General features: G+C 59.1%; 13 protein-coding genes and 1 pseudogene. 5 read left to right on the forward strand and 9 right to left on the reverse strand.

The features are described from left to right. Positions 1–145 precede the first annotated feature (145 nt). The 5 genes from ABJ99_RS07860 to ABJ99_RS07880 form a co-directional block, all read right to left on the reverse strand. Positions 146–847 (reverse strand): ABC transporter ATP-binding protein, encoded by a 702-nt coding sequence (locus ABJ99_RS07860; RefSeq protein WP_054085338.1) that lies wholly within the window; start codon positions 845–847, stop codon positions 146–148. Then, positions 848–1,615 (reverse strand): high-affinity branched-chain amino acid ABC transporter ATP-binding protein LivG, encoded by a 768-nt coding sequence (livG, locus tag ABJ99_RS07865; RefSeq protein WP_054085339.1) that lies wholly within the window; start codon positions 1,613–1,615, stop codon positions 848–850. Further along, on the reverse strand, positions 1,612–2,877 hold the full coding sequence (locus tag ABJ99_RS07870) for a high-affinity branched-chain amino acid ABC transporter permease LivM (protein ID WP_054085340.1): 1,266 nt from the start codon (positions 2,875–2,877) through the stop codon (positions 1,612–1,614). The genes livG and ABJ99_RS07870 overlap by 4 nt, the downstream gene beginning before the upstream one ends. Next, positions 2,874–3,797: a high-affinity branched-chain amino acid ABC transporter permease LivH gene (gene livH, locus ABJ99_RS07875; RefSeq protein ID WP_054080074.1), complete on the reverse strand. Its 924-nt coding sequence runs from the start codon at positions 3,795–3,797 to the stop codon at positions 2,874–2,876. Before livH ends, ABJ99_RS07870 begins: the two co-directional genes overlap by 4 nt. Positions 3,798–4,020: 223 nt before the next feature. After that, positions 4,021–5,145 carry a branched-chain amino acid ABC transporter substrate-binding protein gene (locus ABJ99_RS07880; protein ID WP_054085341.1) on the reverse strand — a complete coding sequence of 375 codons (1,125 nt, stop codon included), beginning with the start codon at positions 5,143–5,145 and terminating at the stop codon, positions 4,021–4,023. Between the two features lie 328 nt (positions 5,146–5,473). On the opposite strand from ABJ99_RS07880, the gene ABJ99_RS07885 reads away from it, so the two are divergent. Then, positions 5,474–5,779: a DUF2288 family protein gene (locus ABJ99_RS07885; RefSeq protein ID WP_054085342.1), complete on the forward strand. Its 306-nt coding sequence runs from the start codon at positions 5,474–5,476 to the stop codon at positions 5,777–5,779. A 125-nt stretch (positions 5,780–5,904) separates the two neighbouring features. Here ABJ99_RS07885 and ABJ99_RS07890 read toward each other — a convergent pair whose 3' ends face one another. Then, positions 5,905–8,217, reverse strand: coding sequence for a putative bifunctional diguanylate cyclase/phosphodiesterase (locus ABJ99_RS07890; RefSeq protein ID WP_054085343.1), 2,313 nt, complete (start codon positions 8,215–8,217; stop codon positions 5,905–5,907). 338 nt (positions 8,218–8,555) lie between these two features. Between ABJ99_RS07890 and ABJ99_RS07895 the strand changes: the two are divergent. After that, positions 8,556–8,798 (forward strand): annotated as a pseudogene (locus ABJ99_RS07895) (MFS transporter); the annotation flags it as partial. A 479-nt stretch (positions 8,799–9,277) separates the two neighbouring features. Here ABJ99_RS07895 and rapA read toward each other — a convergent pair. After that, positions 9,278–12,124: an RNA polymerase-associated protein RapA gene (gene rapA, locus ABJ99_RS07900; protein ID WP_054085345.1), complete on the reverse strand. Its 2,847-nt coding sequence runs from the start codon at positions 12,122–12,124 to the stop codon at positions 9,278–9,280. 231 nt (positions 12,125–12,355) lie between these two features. On the opposite strand from rapA, the gene ABJ99_RS07905 reads away from it, so the two are divergent. Further along, positions 12,356–12,703 carry a hypothetical protein gene (locus tag ABJ99_RS07905; RefSeq protein WP_054085346.1) on the forward strand — a complete coding sequence of 116 codons (348 nt, stop codon included), beginning with the start codon at positions 12,356–12,358 and terminating at the stop codon, positions 12,701–12,703. 90 nt (positions 12,704–12,793) lie between these two features. Then, positions 12,794–12,949 (forward strand): hypothetical protein, encoded by a 156-nt coding sequence (locus tag ABJ99_RS07910; RefSeq protein ID WP_054085775.1) that lies wholly within the window; start codon positions 12,794–12,796, stop codon positions 12,947–12,949. Between the two features lie 229 nt (positions 12,950–13,178). Here the strand turns inward: ABJ99_RS07910 and ABJ99_RS07915 are convergent, their stop codons facing one another. After that, complete coding sequence (locus ABJ99_RS07915; protein WP_054085347.1) at positions 13,179–14,783, reverse strand: pectate lyase family protein; 1,605 nt, start codon at positions 14,781–14,783, stop codon at positions 13,179–13,181. 176 nt (positions 14,784–14,959) lie between these two features. Then, a complete protein-coding gene (locus tag ABJ99_RS07920; protein WP_007248673.1) occupies positions 14,960–15,430 on the reverse strand; it encodes a MaoC family dehydratase in 471 nt (156 codons plus the stop codon). A gap of 400 nt (positions 15,431–15,830) precedes the next feature. Here ABJ99_RS07920 and ABJ99_RS07925 point away from each other — a divergent pair, with 400 nt between their 5' ends. Beyond that, the gene (locus ABJ99_RS07925) at positions 15,831–17,519 is read left to right on the forward strand and encodes a long-chain-fatty-acid--CoA ligase (protein ID WP_054085348.1); all 1,689 of its coding nucleotides are present in this window, start codon (positions 15,831–15,833) and stop codon (positions 17,517–17,519) included. Positions 17,520–17,574 lie beyond the last annotated feature (55 nt).

The following is a 17,574-nucleotide window of genomic DNA, read 5'->3' on the forward strand; positions in this document are numbered from 1 at the left end:
CCGGCAGCAAAACCAGCCGCCTCGGTGTGCCTGACACAACCGAAGTGACCGGCTTTGGGGCCGCTTCGCAGCCGTCGTAACCTTCTGAAGCTCCTGCGTCATCCGGGCAGAAACCGGGGCGTGGATGACGGTGCCTTGGGCAATCTCAACCGCCCAGGTACGCATCCCGCACTTTCGGATCGACCAGCAGTTCTTCGCCTGTGCCTTGCATGACCACGCGGCCGTTCTCCAGGACGTAGGCGCGGTCGGCGACTTTCAGGGCCTGGTTGGCGTTTTGCTCGACCAGAAACACGGTCACGCCATCCCGGCGCAGCTGTTCGACGATCTCGAAAATCTGCTGGATGATGATCGGTGCCAGCCCTAGCGAAGGCTCGTCGAGCAGCAGCAGCTTGGGTTTGCTCATCAGCGCGCGGCCGATGGCAAGCATCTGCTGTTCGCCGCCGGACATGGTGCCGCCGCGCTGATTGAAGCGTTCCTTGAGACGCGGGAAGAGGTGCAGGACCTTGTCCATCTGCTCCTGATAATCAGCCTTTTCCGTGAAGAAACCGCCCATCGCCAGGTTTTCTTCGACCGTCAGGCGCGCAAACACCCGGCGGCCTTCCGGCACCACGGCGATGCTCTTGCGCATGATGATCGACGATTCCTGACCGACCAGTTCTTCGCCCATGTAACGGATGCTGCCACTCTGGGCGCGGGGTGAACCGCACAAGGTCATCAGCAGGGTGGACTTGCCCGCGCCGTTGGCGCCGATCAGGGTCACTATCTCGCCTTGACGCACTTCCACGTTGACGCTGTGCAGCGCCTGAATCTTGCCGTAGAAGGTGGAAACGTTTTCGAATTGCAGCATTTACGCTTCCCCCAGATAGGCTTTGATCACGTCAGGATTGTCGCGAATCTGTTCCGGTGTGCCGTCGGCCAGCGGGGTGCCCTGATTGATCACTACGATGTGGTCGGAAATGCTCATCACCAGTTTCATGTCGTGCTCAATCAACAACACGGTGGCGTCATGATCGTTGCGCAGCACGCCGATCAGCGCTTTCAGATCGTCGGTTTCCCGAGGGTTCAATCCGGCAGCCGGTTCGTCGAGCATCAGGATGCGTGGGCGGGTCATCATGCAGCGGGCGATTTCCAGGCGACGTTGCTGACCGTAGGCCAGCGTGCCGGCAGGACGGTTGGCGAACTCCCGCAGGTTGACCGCTTCCAGCCAGTGCTCGGCGTAGTCCATGGCTTCGCGTTCGCTGCGGCGGAACGCTGGAGTCTTGAACAGTCCGGACAGGAAGTTGGTGTTCAAATGCCGATGCTGGGCAACCAGCAGGTTTTCCACGGCGGTCATTTCCTTGAACAGGCGCACGTTCTGGAAGGTGCGTACCACGCCTTTGCGTGCGATCTGATGACCGGCCAGGCCTTGAATCGGTTCGCCGTCCAGCAGAATGGTGCCTGCGCTGGGCCGGTAGAAACCGGTAAGGCAGTTGAAGACCGTGGTCTTGCCTGCGCCGTTGGGGCCGATCATCGACACGACCTGCCCTTTATTGACTGTAAGGGCGACACCGTTGACCGCCAGCAGGCCGCCGAAACGCATGCTCAAGCCGGTGGCTTGCAGTAATGGGCGGCTCATTTCGGCAGCTCCGCTTTCAATTTCATTTCGGGCCGCTGCATCGGCAGGAAGCCCTGTGGACGCCAGATCATCATCAGCACCATCAGCGCGCCGAACATCAGCATGCGGTAGTCACTGAACTCACGCATCAGCTCAGGCAGCAGGATCATCACGATGGCCGCCAGGATCACGCCCAGTTGCGAGCCCATGCCGCCCAGCACGACGATGGCCAGAATGATTGCCGACTCGATGAAGGTGAAGGATTCCGGTGTGATCAGACCCTGGCGCGCGGCAAAGAAGCTGCCCGCGAAACCTGCGAAGGCCGCGCCGAGGGTGAAGGCCGAAAGCTTGATCACCGTCGGGTTCAGGCCCAGTGCGCGGCAGGCGATTTCGTCTTCACGCAACGCTTCCCAGGCCCGACCGATCGGCATGCGCAGCAGGCGGTTGATGACGAACAGTGCCGCCAGCGCCAGCAGCAGGGCGATCAGGTAGAGGAAGATGACCTTGTTGATCGAGTTGTACGGCAGGCCGAAATACTCGTGAAAGGTCTGCATGCCCTCGGCAGCCTTGCGCTCGAAGGTCAGGCCGAAGAAGGTCGGCTTTTCGATGTTGCTGATGCCGTTCGGGCCGCCGGTGATGTCGGTCAGGTTACGCAGGAAAATCCGGATGATCTCGCCGAACCCGAGCGTCACAATGGCCAGATAGTCGCCGCGTAGACGCAACACCGGAAAGCCCAGCAGGAATCCGAACAACGCCGCCATCAACCCCGCAATTGGCAGACAGATCCAGAAACCGAACCCGTAGTAATGCGAGAGCAGGGCGTAGCTGTAGGCACCGACTGCATAGAAACCCACGTACCCGAGGTCGAGCAGGCCTGCGAGCCCGACCACGATGTTCAGGCCGAGGCCGAGCATGACGTAGATCAGGATCAGGGTGGCGATGTCCACCGCGCCGCGCGAACCGAAGAAGGGCCAGATGAAGGCCAGCACGATCAACGCTGCCAGACCCCAGCGTTGGGTGGTCGGCCGGGTCAGGAAGTCGCTGGTCTTTTGCGGGATCAGTGGCTTGTCGGAGCCGCGACGCAGGCCGCTGATCTGTGCGGCGAACAGCACGCGCAGAAACAGCAGGACCGAGCATACGGCAATGATGGTCAGGGTCAGCGGGCTGGCATTCTGCACTTGCAGCGTGACGCCGGAGAAGGCCAGCTTCAGGCCGAACACCGGGTAGGCCACTGCCCAGACCAGTGCGGCGCTGAACAGCGCCTGTTTGAAAGACTTGCTCATACTTTCTCAACCTCCGGACGACCCAGAATACCGGTCGGTCGGAACAGCAGCACCAGGACCAGCAGGCCGAAGGCCACGACGTCCTTGTACTGATCACCAAAAATGTCGGCGCCGAAGGCTTCGGCGACACCCAATACCAGGCCGCCGAGTACGGCGCCGGGGATCGAGCCGATACCGCCCAGCACCGCGGCAGTGAACGCTTTGAGCCCGACGAGGAATCCGGCATTGGGGTTGATCACGCCGTACTGCATGCTCAGCAGCATGGCCGCGACAGCCGCCAGTGCCGCACCGACCACAAAGGTCAGGGCGATGATGTTGTTGGTGTTGATCCCCAGCAGATTGGCCATCTTCATGTCTTCGGCGCAGGCGCGGCAGGCGCGACCCATGCGTGAGCGGGAGATGAACAGGGTCAGACCGGTCATGGCCAGCAGGGTGACGACGAACACCACGATCTGCATGTAGGAAATCAGCACTTCCTGCGAACCGCCGGGCCCGAACGACAGGCTGCCGGGCAGCAGGTTGGGAATGGCATAGTTGCCGGAACCCTGGGAAAGCTGAACCGAGTTCTGCAGGAAGATCGACATGCCGATCGCAGAAATCAGTGGAATCAGACGGTTGCTGTTGCGCAACGGACGGTAGGCCACGCGCTCGATGCTGTATCCGTAGGCGCTGGTCACGATGATGGCAGCGGCAAAACCGGCAATCATCAGCAACGGCAGGCTGTGAATCCCCAGCATCGCCAGGCCGGCGAGTGCCATGAAAGCAACATAGGAACCGATCATGTACACCTCGCCGTGGGCGAAGTTGATCATTCCGATGATGCCGTAGACCATCGTGTAACCGATGGCGATCAATGCATACGTACTGCCAATGGTCAGGCCATTGACCAGCTGTTGCATGTAGTGGAATAACTCGGGCATTTACCGCGCTCCTAAAAACCTGATCTGCATTTCTCCGAATCGAGCCGGGGCGCATTCTATCGATGCGTTGCTCGTGACGCTGTCAGAGAACCGCTGGTAACGGTTTTAAGATTTTCAGGGGGCCTCGTTGCGCTGCTCTGCTTTCAGAGCGGGCGAACGGGCCGGGATTTGTAAAACAAAGCCCACTGCACAGGCAGTGGGCTTCGGTGGTTGACGCAGCAGCTTATTTGGCGGCTTCGGTCTTCGGCTTGCCGAAGTGCCACTCGTAGACCACGAACTGGAAGTTCTTCAGATCGCCTTTTTCGTCGTAGCTCAGATCGCCCATCGGCGTTTTGAAGGAGCCCGCATGGATGGCGGCTGCCACTTTCGCGGTGTCTTCGGACTTGGCGGCAGCGATGCCGTCAGCAATGACCTGAACGGCGGAGTAGGACGGGTACACGAACGGGCCGCTCGGGTCTTGCTTCTTGTCCTGGAACGCCTTGGTCAGCGCCTGGTTGGCCGGGTCCTGATCGAAAGATTTCGGCAGGGTCACCAGCATGCCTTCGGAAGCTTCGCCAGCGATTTGCGAGATGGACTCGTTGCCGACACCTTCAGGGCCCATGAACTTCGCTTTCAGGCCTTTTTCCTTGGACTGGCGCAGGATCTGGCCCAGCTCAGGGTGGTAGCCGCCGTAGTAGACGAAGTCGACGTTGGCTTGCTTGAGCTTGGCGATCAGCGAGGAGAAGTCCTTGTCGCCCGCGTTGATGCCTTCAAACAGCGCAACCTTGACGCCTTTGGCTTCCAGAGTCTGCTTCACCGCTGACGCGATGCCTTCGCCGTACTGCTGCTTGTCATGAATGACCGCAACGATTTTCGGCTTGGCGACGTCAGCAATGTAGTTGCCTGCGGCCGGGCCCTGGGCGCTGTCGAGACCGATGGTACGGAATACCAGTTTGTAGCCACGGCTGGTGATGTCCGGGCTGGTGGCGGCTGGCGTCACCATGATGATGCCTTCATCTTCGTAAACGTCGGACGCGGGCTGAGTGGAGCTGGAGCAGAGGTGACCGACCACGAATTTCACGCCGTCGTTGACCACTTTGTTGGCGACTGCAACGGCCTGCTTCGGGTCGCAGGCATCGTCGTACTCGACGGCTTCAAGCTGTTTGCCATCCACGCCGCCTTTGGCGTTGATCTGCTCGATGGCCATCCTGGCACCGTTGAACTGCATGGTGCCGTACTCGGCGACGGGGCCGGTTTTAGGGCCGGCGATGCCGATCTTGATGGTGTCAGCTGCGAACGAATGGCTGGCAACTCCTGCGATAACCAGTGCGGCAAACAGCCGGGACAGCTTATTAGTACCCTTAGTCATGATGCTCCACTCTTGCGTTGTAGTTTTTATAATCCTGATGGCCAAAGCCTCGGGACCGGATTCGGTCACCGGTTTTCCTGCGCGCCGCCAACTGTACCGGAACAGTTTAGAGCGCCGTTCGCTGGCTTGGAAAGCCGGGCGTTCAGGGGCAAACCGGTGCGTGTCGCTTAATCGAAAGAAAGTTACAGAATCCAACCGCTTGAGTGCCTGAAAACACTTCAGATCCATATGGTTATCTGCACTTCCCTGCGACCAATCACCTGCTTTCGGGTTTTTCCCGGAGAGGGTCGGCGCTATCATTGGGCCGATTTTCTTTCTGGTGAAACCCATGACGCAAGAACCTAGCACCCTCTATGCCAAACTGCTCGGAGAAACCGCATCAATTCGCTGGGCAGAATTGCAACCATTCTTTGCCAAGGGTGCCCTGTTGTGGGTCGAGCCACCACTGGATCTCATCGAAGTCGCCGAGGCTGTGGCCGAAAATGAGGCAGCCAGGGTGGCTGCGTGGCTGGCTGACGGGCAGGTTGACAAGGTCTCTGAAACCAAGGCGCTTGAGCTGGTGCAGAGCGATCCGCTGCTGTGGGCAGTCGTAGTGGCACCTTGGGTTCTGATTCAAAACAGGGCGAGCGACTGAGTGCTGCACCCTTAAGGTGCCTGCGCGGCTGGCAGATTGGGTTGGAAGGTAACTGTCCGGGTGCTTGAGTAGCGCAGGGCCACACTTTACGGAGATGCGATTTCAGCGCGTTGATCAGGCGCTCATCAATCGTTGGCGCGAGTGCGCTGTGCACGCGGCGACCGGTAGGCGGAAAGGATGTCGCCGTCTGGCATTTCGCCAAAAAGATCCTTTGAATGCTGGCCGTGGCTCGCGGCCTCGGACATATCCGCTGCCAGCGATGAGGGCAAGGGTCGAGTCGGGACAGGCAGGTTCATTTGCCTGACCAGCGGCAAAATGCGCTCGAGTGGTTGCGGCGTGCTGAACAGGTAGCCTTGTACGTAATCACTGCCAAACTTGCTGAGGAACTCCAGTTGCTCCGGGGTTTCCACACCTTCTGTGACCACTTTCAGGCGCAGCGTGTGCGCCATGACGATAATCGCCTGGACAATTTCCATGTCCTGCGGGGAATTGGGGATGTCGATGATGAACGAGCGGTCGATTTTCAGCGTGTCCAGCGGCAGGCGTTTCAGATAGGCCAGCGACGAGTAGCCGGTGCCGAAGTCGTCGATCGACAGCGAAACGCCCAGGCTGCGAATCTGTTTGAGCATCAGGATGGTGTTGCTGATGTTGCCCATCAAGGCGTTTTCGGTCACCTCCAGTTCCAGCCTGCCGGGGGCGACGTTGGCGTCGGCCAGCGCGTGTTCCACTTCTTCGACCAGCTCGTCGCGGCCCAGGTTGAGCGCTGAACAGTTCACAGCAATGATCAACTGATCGAGGCCTTCCTGGCGCAAGGTGCCCAGATCATGGCAGGCACGGCGCAGCACCCAGTTGTCCAGCTCGGCAATCAGACCGTTAGCCTCGGCAATGCCGATGAACCGGTCCGGCACCAGCAGACCGTGATGCTGATGATTCCAGCGCACCAGCGCTTCCAGCTTGGCGATATGCCCGGTGCGCAGGTCAACGATAGGCTGGTAATACACCTGCAGACCGGTCTCTTCGCGCAAGGCACTGCGCAGTTCTTCCTCCAGATGCAGCTCCATGCTGGCCTTGGTCTTGAGGTCCGGGCTGAAGAAATTGACCCGGTTGCGCCCGGCGTCTTTTGACTGATACAGCGCCAGGTCGGCATGCTTGAGCAGTTCGTCACAGGTGATGCCATCGCGTGGGAACACGGCGATGCCGATGCTGGTGGTCATGACCATGCGCCTTCCCGCGAGGGCGATGGTTTCCTTCATTTTCTGCATGACCCGATGAGCCAGATGTCGGGCCTCTTCGTAGTCGGGGATGCTCAGCAGAATGCAGAATTCGTCGCCACCAAAGCGCGAGACAACGTCCTGCACGCGCGTGGCGCTGCGAATGCGTTCGGCGATAACCTTGAGCAACTCGTCACCGGCATCGTGCCCCAGGCTGTCGTTGATGCGCTTGAAATGGTCGATGTCGAGAAACATCACCGCGAGCATGCCTTTGCCGAGGGTATGTTCCAGCAGTTTCTCGGCAAATATCTGGTTGAAGCCGCGACGGTTGATCAGGTTGGTCAGTGGGTCGTAATGCGCGACTTGCTGCAGTGAGACACGGGCCTGATCCAGCTGGCTGAGCAGGGCGTTGACCCGTTGCAGATCATGCTCTTTGCTTTGCAGCTTTTTGTCAGCCATTGCGGCGCTGATGCTCCCGGCAATAATCAGCAACGTGATGGCGGCGATGGTCAGCCCCAGTTGCTGGCTGTTTCCGGTGCTGGGGGTCAAAAGCTCGGCACCCTCCGGCATGACCAGCCGCAACGCGCGCATGCCCATCAGGTGCATGGTCAGCAGGCCGGCACCCAGCAACAGACTGACGCCATATCGAAACATCTGATGGAACATGCCGTTGTGCTGGCGAAGGTGGCGAGCCAGGGTCAACAGCGCGATGCTGGACAGGATGGCTACCAGGATCGACAGCGAGAACATCTGCGGTTCGTAGTATTGAGTGGCCTCGGAACGCATTGCCGACATGCCGAGGTAATGCATGACGCTGATGCCGATCCCCATGACCACTGAGCTGAACAGGCAGTTTTTCAGGGTCAGCGTCGGTACCGTCAGCGCCCTCATGGCCAGCAGTGCGGTGACCAGCACGATCAGCAGCGATGTCAGCGTGATGGTCAGGTCATAGGAAATGGTCAGCGGTGCCTGGAACGCCAGCATGCTGATGAAGTGCATGGCCCATACGCCCCCCGCCAGACACAACGCGCCCAAGGCCTTCCACAGGCGACGGCTGTTGACGGCTTCGACGTGAATGACCCGGTCGGCAATGTCCAGCGTGGCAAAACAGGAGGCGCACGCCACTCCGTAGGCCAAAGCCACCAGTAACATATTGTGACTACAGTCGATCAGCAGTTGCCCGTCCGCCGGCAGGCCGGCGAACAAGTTTAAACCCAGCCACTCCATAGCGTGCCCTATATATTCACTACCAGGGCGCCGGAGCCTGAAACCCGGCGATCTAAGGTGAGTATAGAGGCTGTTTTCAACCTGCCAATGTCTGAGCTGCCATTTTGGCATCAAAGTGATAGCCGGTGGTTATACCGCGCAATCATGTGCCGAGTTCACACTTATGAATGTTTACAGGCAGAGAGCGTGCAGGCTTCTAGATTGAGGTGACTGGGCGCTGTCGTGGCTGTTGCTGGCGCTGTTCATTTTCTTCATCAAGGAACCGCAGCGCGGTGCGGCTGAAAACTAGCGCATGTCGCAGGCAACGATCGAAAAGCCGATCCGCCGCGTGCTGTCGATCCGATCACTTCGCCCATACGGCCATGGCCGTGGCGGGTGTCGACGTCATGAACGAAAGCTTCAAAGCCATTGGCCTGCACGACGCCACGTACCTGATTCCGGCAGCACTGATCCTGACCCTGCTGTTTCTGTATCAGGCATCGCGATGTTTCAGCCGGGATGCGCAACGGATGACGGCGCGCATGGTGGCTGAAGAGCCAGTGGCAGGGCTGGCGGAAGGGATTGTGGTGGCCAGGCAGTAATCGCGCTGACGACGCGTTATACGGCGGTCTGCGATGGCAGTAAAACCCAGGCCATGCTACTGACTCTCGTTTCTCAGCGTGGGAATGCATTTCATGACGCTCTGCGTCACACAGCGGTTCTGCGATGTCAGAGGGAGGGAGGCTCGACTCAGGTCACCTTTTCGCNCAGAGCTCAGCCGTCACTTACGTCGCAATCTGCGTTGTCAGTGCCATCGTGGTTGAAAAGCACATCAAAAGCATTTGTGTGTCAGCGGCCCACGGCGCGGCATGACGTTTTGCCAAAGCAGAGTGATTGGCACGACGCGGAGCGTCACCAAATGGATCCCCACGCGGAGCACTCGACGTTATACAGAAGTCCGCTTTTGATTCTGGCNCTCCCACGCCCTGCGGGCAGAAGCCTGAACGCCCCAATTTTCCGGGTTCTTCAGGACTCATGTTAGCGATGAGCGCGGAGCATGGGGACAAGAGTCAGCGTGGCTTCAACCCGCGACCAGAACCCGAATCGCCTCCAGACGCAGCGCCGCTTTTTCCAGCATCGCCAGACCTTGCTCACGCTGAGTGCGCAAGGCAACCAGTTCGCTGTCACGTACAGTCGGGTTGACCGCTTGCAGCGCAGTCAGACGCGCCAGCTCCTCTTCGGTATCGGCTGCCAGACGACGCTGCGCTTCGGCCACGCGCTCGGCGTGCTTCGGCGCGATCTTCTCTTCGCCCGCGTTGATCCTCGGTGTCAGCAGATCACGTTGCGCCTGGATAAACTTGTTGGCACTCGCGCGCGGTACGCTTTCGAGCTGATCGTTCAGCGTGTTGAACGACACGCGGCCCGACAGGTCATTGCCGTTTGGATCAAGCAGGCAGCGCAGGGCTGCAGGCGGCAGGTAGCGGCCCAACTGCAACGAACGCGGCGCGACCACCTCACTGACATAAATCAGCTCCAGCAGCACAGTGCCCGGTTTGAGCGCCTTGTTCTTGATCAGCGCCACGGCGGTGTTGCCCATCGAGCCGGACAGCACCAGATCCATGCCGCCCTGAACCATAGGATGCTCCCAGGTGATGAACTGCATGTCTTCGCGAGACAGCGCCTGATTGCGGTCGTAGGTGATGGTCACGCCTTCGTCGTCGCCCAGCGGGAAGCTGGCGTCGAGCATCTTCTCGCTCGGTTTGAGGATCAGCGCGTTTTCCGAGTGGTCTTCACTGTCGATGCCAAACGCGTCGAACAGGGTTTCCATGTAGATCGGCAGACTGAACTGGTCGTCCTGATCCAGGATCGCTTCAACCAGCGCCTCGCCCTCGCCAGCACCGCCCGAGTTGAGTTCCAGCAGACGGTCGCGGCCGGTGTGCAGCTCGCTTTCCAGGCGTTCGCGCTCGGCGCGGGCGTCGTTGATCAGGCTTTGCCACTCGTCATCGTCACCGCTTTCCAGCAGTGGCAGCAGGCGTGGGCCGAACTGATGCTGCAAGGCGTTGCCGGTCGGGCAGGTATTGAGGAAGGCATTGAGCGCTTCGTGATACCACTGGAACAGGCGCGCCTGCGGGCTGGTTTCCAGAAACGGTACATGCAGTTCGATGGTGTGCTTCTGGCCGATCCGGTCCAGACGACCGATACGCTGCTCCAACAAATCCGGGTGCGACGGCAGATCGAACAGAACCAGGTGGTGAGAAAACTGGAAGTTGCGGCCTTCACTGCCGATTTCCGAACAGATCAGCACCTGAGCGCCGAACTCTTCGTCTGCGAAGTAGGCTGCAGCCCGGTCGCGCTCGAGAATGTTCATGCCTTCGTGGAAGACCGTGGCCGGGATGCCGGAGCGCACGCGCAGGGCGTCTTCCAGGTCCATGGCGGTTTCGGCGTGGGCGCAGATGACTAGCACTTTGACGCGCTTGAGCATCTTGAGGGTATCGATCAGCCAGTCGACGCGTGGGTCGAAGCGCCACCAGCGTTCTTCTTCGCTGACGTCCGAATGCGCCTGGAAGCTCACCTCAGGGTAAAGATCGGCGTGCTCGCCAACCGGCAACTCGAGGTATTCGACCGGGCAGGGCAGCGGGTATTCGTGCAGCTTGCGCTCCGGGAAGCCCTGCACGGCGGCGCGGGTGTTGCGGAACAGCACGCGGCCGGTGCCGTGACGGTCCAGCAGCTCGCGAATCAGTCGCGACTTGGCTTCGTCGTCACCGGCATTGACTGCCGCCAGCAGCGTATCGCCTTCAGCACCAAGGAAACCATGGATGGTGGCTTGTGCTTCAGGAGACAGCTTGCCCTTGTCGAGCAGTTCCTGAACGGCCTTGGCCACCGGGCGATAGTTGTCGCTTTCGGCACGGAAGGCTTTCAGGTCGTGGAAACGGTTCGGGTCGAGCAGTCGCAGGCGCGCGAAGTGGCTGTCCTGACCCAGTTGCTCCGGGGTTGCAGTCAGCAGCAGGACGCCAGGGATGACCTCGGCCAGTTGCTCGACCAGCGAATACTCGCGGCTGGCCTTGTCTTCGTGCCAGACCAGGTGGTGCGCTTCGTCGACCACCATCAGGTCCCAGCCCGCTGCAAACAGCGCGTCCTGGGCTTTTTCATCCTCGACCAGCCATTCCAGGGCGACCAGCGCGAGCTGGGTGTCTTCGAACGGGTTGCCGGCATCGCTTTCCATGAAGCGCTCGGCATCAAACAGTGCAACCTGCAGGTTGAAGCGGCGGCGCATCTCTACCAGCCACTGATGCTGAAGGTTTTCCGGGACCAGAATCAGCACGCGGTTGGCGCGCCCCGAGAGCAGTTGGCGGTGAATCACCAGGCCGGCTTCGATGGTCTTGCCCAGGCCCACTTCGTCAGCCAGCAGAACCCGCGGCGCGATACGGTCGGCGACTTCGCGGGCAATGTGCAGTTGGTGCGCGATAGGCTGCGCCCGCACGCCACCCAGGCCCCAGAGCGAGGACTGCAATTGACGGCTGGTGTGCTCCAGCGTGTTGTAGCGCAGCGAGAACCATGACAACTGGTCGATCTGACCGGCGAACAGACGATCGGTCGCCAGACGGAACTGAATGAAGTTCGACAGCTGGGTTTCCGGCAGCGTGACTACTTCGTTCTGTGCGTTCAGGCCGTGATAGACCAGCAGGCCGTCGACATCATCGACTTCGCGAACGGTCATCTTCCAGTTTTCGAAGTGCGTGATCACATCGCCCGGAGAGAAGCGTACGCGGGTCAGCGGAGCATTCCGCAGTGCGTACTGACGCGTTTCGCCAGTGGCCGGATAGAGCACGGTCAACAAGCGGCCGTCCTGTGCCAGAACGGTGCCCAAACCCAGCTCGGCTTCGCTGTCGCTAATCCAGCGTTGCCCCGGTTGATACTGCTGCGCCATGCTGCCTGTCTCCCGCTTGAAAAAGCTGACTATGTTAACGGAACGCGCACCGAAGACCAAAGGTGGCGTGAAAAAACCCTGCCAAAGCGCCTGCTGCGCACTGAATATTCAGTTCCATGACACTTATTTCACTAAAGGCAGTCAAAAAATCCCTATAAATTACTGTAACCCTTTCATATCGGTTCAAGTTGCCCTGCGCACGGCCGAAACCCCGGTAAGAGGAGAACAACCATGCTGCAACCTATGCTTCCTTTAAGTGTGGTGCCCTTGACATCACAGACCGACCCGGCCAGACGCGTGCCGGACATCCCGCCCGTTGCGCGGGTACAGGAGAGCTCCAACGAGACCTCCATCGACCTGCACAATGAAGATACTGAACGCAGCGCATTGCTATTGCGTGAAGAGCAGCAGCGTCAGCAACAGCAGCACGGTCAGCACGGCCGCGGTTCTGAAGAGGCCGAGGAGTATCAGGGGCTGGTGGTTCCCGGACATTCGCTGAATGCCGACAACACGGTTCCGGTTGTACCGCTCATCGATGACGAGCCGCGTCAGGGGCTCTGGGTCGATATTCAGATCTGACAGCAGGTTTTCCCCGGTTTTTGCGCTGGTCATGGCCGCTGCGATTGAGCATTATTGGGTTTGATTTCCCGTGTTCGAGAACCGCAAGCCATGAGCGACGATGAAAAACTGATCGACTTGAGCGCCGAACGTGCCAGGCGCGTGCACGATCTGAACGACAAACGTCTCAATGAAGTGCGCAACGCCTTCGAGCAGGCTATGCCGTTAGGCAAGAAAAAGTCCGGGAAAAAGCCCAAGAAGCGCTGATTCAACTTCTGCTACCGCGTTCTGATCGGCTCGCTACGCTCTGCGTAGACGAATGGCTGATCTGTATCAACTCGCCTCAGGCCACCCTCGTTTATTCTCCATCCATCGATTACAGCGTCGGCGGCCAAATCCGCACGCGCAGGCAATGAGCACGCAAGGCACTTGGGGCGACTTCGGTCGCCCTTTTTTTCGTCTGTGTGCCGGTTGCTCCGTTGATTGCCGGGCGACGTCACCTTACGGCTTCGGCGCCTGCATTGGCCAGGTCATAGGCTCTCGCTGCTTCTGCTGTCTTGATGTCGCGGTTGTAGCTCGGTGTCCAGGCGGTCACAGGTGATTTCTGGGTGAAGCTGACATTGCTGCCGATGTCCTTGAAGTGCGCATCGCCGTAGTCATCCAGCACGCCGCTATTACTGGCCTTTTTGGAAACATCGACACCGTTGCTGAAATAGTTGGCCTGCGACAGGATGGTCGCGTTCCCGGTCGCAGTGAAACCAAGGTGGAATTTGTCTATTGAGTTGTTGAATACGTGAAACTGTCCCTGACGAAACAGACCGGGTCCGCGGACATCAAGGTCGCTGAACACGTTGTTGGCGATGGTCATTCGCGGGTAACCCTTGTACTCGGCCTTGGCGGCTGCCGAGTCGTCCGGCTGACCGAGAATCACGCCATACTCATTGTTCTGGAATTTCGAATTGGTCAGGCTGACGTTATCGGCCTTGCCGCCCACGTAGAGCAGTTTATCCAGCCCTTTGGGGTCTTGATCCTTGGTTCCGGTAGCGGTGATGTGGTCGATCCAGTATTTCTGGCCGCTGTTGATGAACATCTGCATGTCACCGTTTTCACGGTAACGGCTGTCGTGGGTGAAATTCAGGTTCTGGAAAATGTCGTTGCTGGCGGTTTTGCCGCTGGCCAGATAAATGTTGTGCAGACTGTCGCCCTTGTCGGTCCCCAGCAGGGTCTTGTTGGCCCCGAAGTTTATCGACACTTTACTGTCGGCAGACAGATTGGCCCCCAGCTTGACGGTGCGGGCTGTGTCGTCCTCCATGTACTTCTTGAGGTCCGCCACGGTATTGACCGTAACCACTTCGCCGTTGTTACCGCCCGTGGTGTTCGCTTCTTTGGCGAAACCCAGCATGCCTGACATGTCCGCCCCCTGGCCGTGAGCGGCGCGGGGTTGAGGTTTTGCCACTTTTTCTTCGCTGTCAGGTTTTTCGGTGACGGGCGTCGTGGCCTTGGGTTGCACGGCCGGCGTGGTGGCGACAGGTTTGGGCGGCGCGGTCACTGACGTTTTATCTTGAGTCTGCACAGGGCCAGGCGGTGTCGGTGCAGTATTTTTCTGCAGCGTGACAGGCTTGTCCGCCGGATGATCGTTCTGTACTACAAAAGGTTTTTCTGTTGGTGTTGGTGTCGGGGCCGCTGAAGGCGACGAAGGTGACGCGGATGAAGGCGTCTGCGACAGTTGAGAGAAGCTCGGTGCCTGCTCGCGTTGAGTCTGTGCAGGGGGCGGTGCCTGATCCTGCTGCTGATCGCCTTTGAAAAGAGAAAGCAGATCTTTGAGGATGTTGCGAATAGCCTCTACCAGTTTGTTCAGCAGCAATTCGACAGGGTTTTCGGATGCGTCTGCAGCCGTGCGCGTGGCAGGTATCTGCGGCCGTGAGCCAGACAGCGACAGCGATGAGTGCAGACCGTTTACCTGTCGCGGCGAGCTGAAGTCGATCAATTGGCTGTTGTGGCCCGATTTCACGTCCGGTGGCTGGATTCCATCAGACTCTGGATTGACGCTCTGTGTTGTCAGTCCTGAGACGGGGTAAACGTTTCTGTAGATCGTATTCATTACTGATATCCCCGCCTGCGGGCATGAACAATTCGTGATCCCGGATAGAAAGTACTGCTCTGCCCCTGAGTGGAAAGGAGCGGAAAAGAGTTCCGGGATGCATCATGAATTTTGTGTGCAGGCGTAGAAAAAAGATCTGGCACGCGTGTTGGCTGGACGCGCGCCCGGTTCAGCTATCAGCCGAAGGTAATCTCCGGCAATACGGTCAGGTCGACTGTCTGCTGTTTGCGCGGGGCAAGAATTTCGGCTTCGCCGTCTACCACCAGTTCATCGTTCTGGTTGAACACGCGAGTGGCGATACGCACGCGGAATTTCGGCAGTTTTTCCAGAATTTCCAGGCGCACCGTCAGAGTGTCACCCAGTTTTACGGGTTTCTGGAAGGTCATCTGCTGACCGATATAAATAGTGCCAGGGCCGGGCAGCTCGCAGGCGACGGCGGCACTGATCAGCGCGCCACTGAACATGCCGTGGGCGATGCGCTCCTTGAACATGGTCTTGGCCGCGTATTCGGCGTCCAGATGGACAGGGTTGTGGTCACCGGACATAGCGGCGAACAACTGGATGTCACGCTCTTCCACCTTCTTGCTGTAGCTGGCGGTCTGACCAACTTCGAGGGCTTCGTACGGCGTGTTGGTGACTTGAGTCATGTGGCTGTCCTGACAATGAAAATGAATTTAGCGAGCCGGTTCGTTCCGCCCGATACAGCCGCGCCCTTGGGCCGCGGCTGTGGATAGGCGCTGATTTGTAACACTTGATGAGCCGTTGCCGCCATTACACCGGCAAGATCAATCAGACGTTTGTTGGCGCTCACCGGAGCACATCGTTCTGCATAAATAGCTGAGGACCCCGGAATACGGCCATTTCAACACTGAAGCGCGGCCTGATACCGGTTGCCATCGCACGTCGGCAGGGCAGTGTATAGCGCGCAGCGAATGGCAGTCTGAACGGAGGCGAGATTCATGCCGCTTATGGCACTCAGGTGACTTTGCCTGATGCGCGTTAACTGCTAACGTCGGGCCAGGCATAAGCAGGCAAGGGATAAAAATAATGCAAGCTGATTTCTGGAATGACAAGCGCCCGGCCGGCGTCGCCCCGGACGTTGATCTGCAGGCCTGGCAATCGGTCATGGACGTGTTTGATCGCTGTTGTAAGAAATTTGCCGATCGCCCGGCGTTCAGCAATATGGGCGTGACCCTGACCTATGCCGACCTCGAGCGCCACTCGGTGGCCTTTGCCGGGTATCTGCAACAGCACACAGGGCTGCTGCCCGGCGACCGCATCGCCGTGCAGATGCCCAACCTGTTGCAGTATCCGATTGCCGTGTTCGGTGCGATACGTGCCGGTCTGATCGTCGTCAACACTAACCCGCTGTACACCGCGCGCGAAATGCGTCATCAGTTTCAGGATTCCGGTGCCAAGGCGCTGGTCTACCTCAATGTGTTCGGCAAGCTGGTGCAGGAGGTCCTCCCGGACACTGCCATCGAATACCTGATCGAAGTGAAAATGGGTGACATGCAGTCGGCGGCCAAAGGCTGGCTGGTCAACACCATCGTCGACAAGGTCAAGAAACTGGTTCCCGACTACCAGCTACCCCAGGCCATCGGTTTCAAGCGAACGTTGCGCATCGGGCGTGACAGTCAGACCCGATCAGTCGCGCAAGGCCTGGATGACGTCGCTGTATTGCAATATACCGGCGGCACCACGGGGCTGGCCAAAGGCGCGATGCTGACCCACGGCAATCTGGTCGCCAACATGCAGCAAGTCTATGCCTGCATGCGCCAGCAATATCCTGACGGAAGTCGGGCGTTTGAAGAGGGTGTCGAGGTGATGATCGCGCCACTGCCGCTCTACCATATCTATGCATTCACAGGGCATTGCATGTGCATGATGATCGGCGGCAATCACAACATTCTGATCACCAATCCGCGTGATATCGGAGGCTTCATCAAGGAGCTGCGCAAGTGGAAGTTCACGGCCATGATCGGGGTCAATACCTTGTTCGTGGCGCTGATGAACCATCCCGAGTTCAAGAATCTGGATTTCTCCACGTTGAAGAGCACCAATTCGGGGGGCACTGCGCTGGTCAAGGCCACGGCCGAGCGGTGGGCACAGATCACCGGCTGCACGATTGTCGAGGGCTACGGCCTGACCGAAACGTCGCCTGTTGCCAGTGCCAACCCTTATGGAACGCAGGCGCGTCTGGGTACGGTCGGTATTCCGGTGCCCGGCACCGCCATGAAAGTCATCGATGACGAGGGCGTGGAACTGCCGTTCGGCGAGCGCGGCGAATTGTGCATCAAGGGGCCGCAGGTCATGAAAGGCTACTGGAATCGTGCGGACGCCACGGCCGAAGCACTCGACGCCGAAGGCTGGTTCAAGACTGGCGACATTGCCGTGATAGCTGCCGACGGGTTCGTCAGTATCGTGGATCGCAAAAAGGACCTGATCATTGTTTCGGGTTTCAACGTCTACCCCAACGAAATCGAAGACGTGGTCATGACCCATCCGAAGGTCGCCAGCTGCGCCTGCATCGGCGTGCCTGACGAGCGTACCGGAGAGGCCGTCAAGCTGTTCGTGGTGCCGCGGGAGGAGGGGGTCAGCACGGAAGAACTCAAGGCGTTCTGCAAGGAAAACTTCACCGCATACAAAGTGCCCAAGCATATCGTGCTGCGCGATTCGTTGCCGATGACGCCGGTGGGCAAGATTCTGCGCCGGGAGCTTCGCGACAGCGCCTGAGTGCAGTAATCGTCTCTATTTGTGTATCGCGGGACATGTCTGGCCCTGTTGCAGC

Origin of the sequence: Pseudomonas syringae pv. cilantro (assembly GCF_001293775.1) — a bacterium.
GTDB classification, from domain to species: domain Bacteria; phylum Pseudomonadota; class Gammaproteobacteria; order Pseudomonadales; family Pseudomonadaceae; genus Aquipseudomonas; species Aquipseudomonas syringae_P.

What these genes read in the sequence shown, in the direction of transcription:
- ABJ99_RS07860 (WP_054085338.1), bottom strand. Translation starts at nt 847, where the DNA reads ATGCTGCAATTCGAAAACGTTTCCACCTTCTACGGCAAGATTCAGGCG.
- livG (WP_054085339.1), bottom strand. Translation starts at nt 1,615, where the DNA reads ATGAGCCGCCCATTACTGCAAGCCACCGGCTTGAGCATGCGTTTCGGC.
- ABJ99_RS07870 (WP_054085340.1), bottom strand. Translation starts at nt 2,877, where the DNA reads ATGAGCAAGTCTTTCAAACAGGCGCTGTTCAGCGCCGCACTGGTCTGG.
- livH (WP_054080074.1), bottom strand. Translation starts at nt 3,797, where the DNA reads ATGCCCGAGTTATTCCACTACATGCAACAGCTGGTCAATGGCCTGACC.
- ABJ99_RS07880 (WP_054085341.1), bottom strand. Translation starts at nt 5,145, where the DNA reads ATGACTAAGGGTACTAATAAGCTGTCCCGGCTGTTTGCCGCACTGGTT.
- ABJ99_RS07885 (WP_054085342.1), top strand. Translation starts at nt 5,474, where the DNA reads ATGACGCAAGAACCTAGCACCCTCTATGCCAAACTGCTCGGAGAAACC.
- ABJ99_RS07890 (WP_054085343.1), bottom strand. Translation starts at nt 8,217, where the DNA reads ATGGAGTGGCTGGGTTTAAACTTGTTCGCCGGCCTGCCGGCGGACGGG.
- rapA (WP_054085345.1), bottom strand. Translation starts at nt 12,124, where the DNA reads ATGGCGCAGCAGTATCAACCGGGGCAACGCTGGATTAGCGACAGCGAA.
- ABJ99_RS07905 (WP_054085346.1), top strand. Translation starts at nt 12,356, where the DNA reads ATGCTGCAACCTATGCTTCCTTTAAGTGTGGTGCCCTTGACATCACAG.
- ABJ99_RS07910 (WP_054085775.1), top strand. Translation starts at nt 12,794, where the DNA reads ATGAGCGACGATGAAAAACTGATCGACTTGAGCGCCGAACGTGCCAGG.
- ABJ99_RS07915 (WP_054085347.1), bottom strand. Translation starts at nt 14,783, where the DNA reads ATGAATACGATCTACAGAAACGTTTACCCCGTCTCAGGACTGACAACA.
- ABJ99_RS07920 (WP_007248673.1), bottom strand. Translation starts at nt 15,430, where the DNA reads ATGACTCAAGTCACCAACACGCCGTACGAAGCCCTCGAAGTTGGTCAG.
- ABJ99_RS07925 (WP_054085348.1), top strand. Translation starts at nt 15,831, where the DNA reads ATGCAAGCTGATTTCTGGAATGACAAGCGCCCGGCCGGCGTCGCCCCG.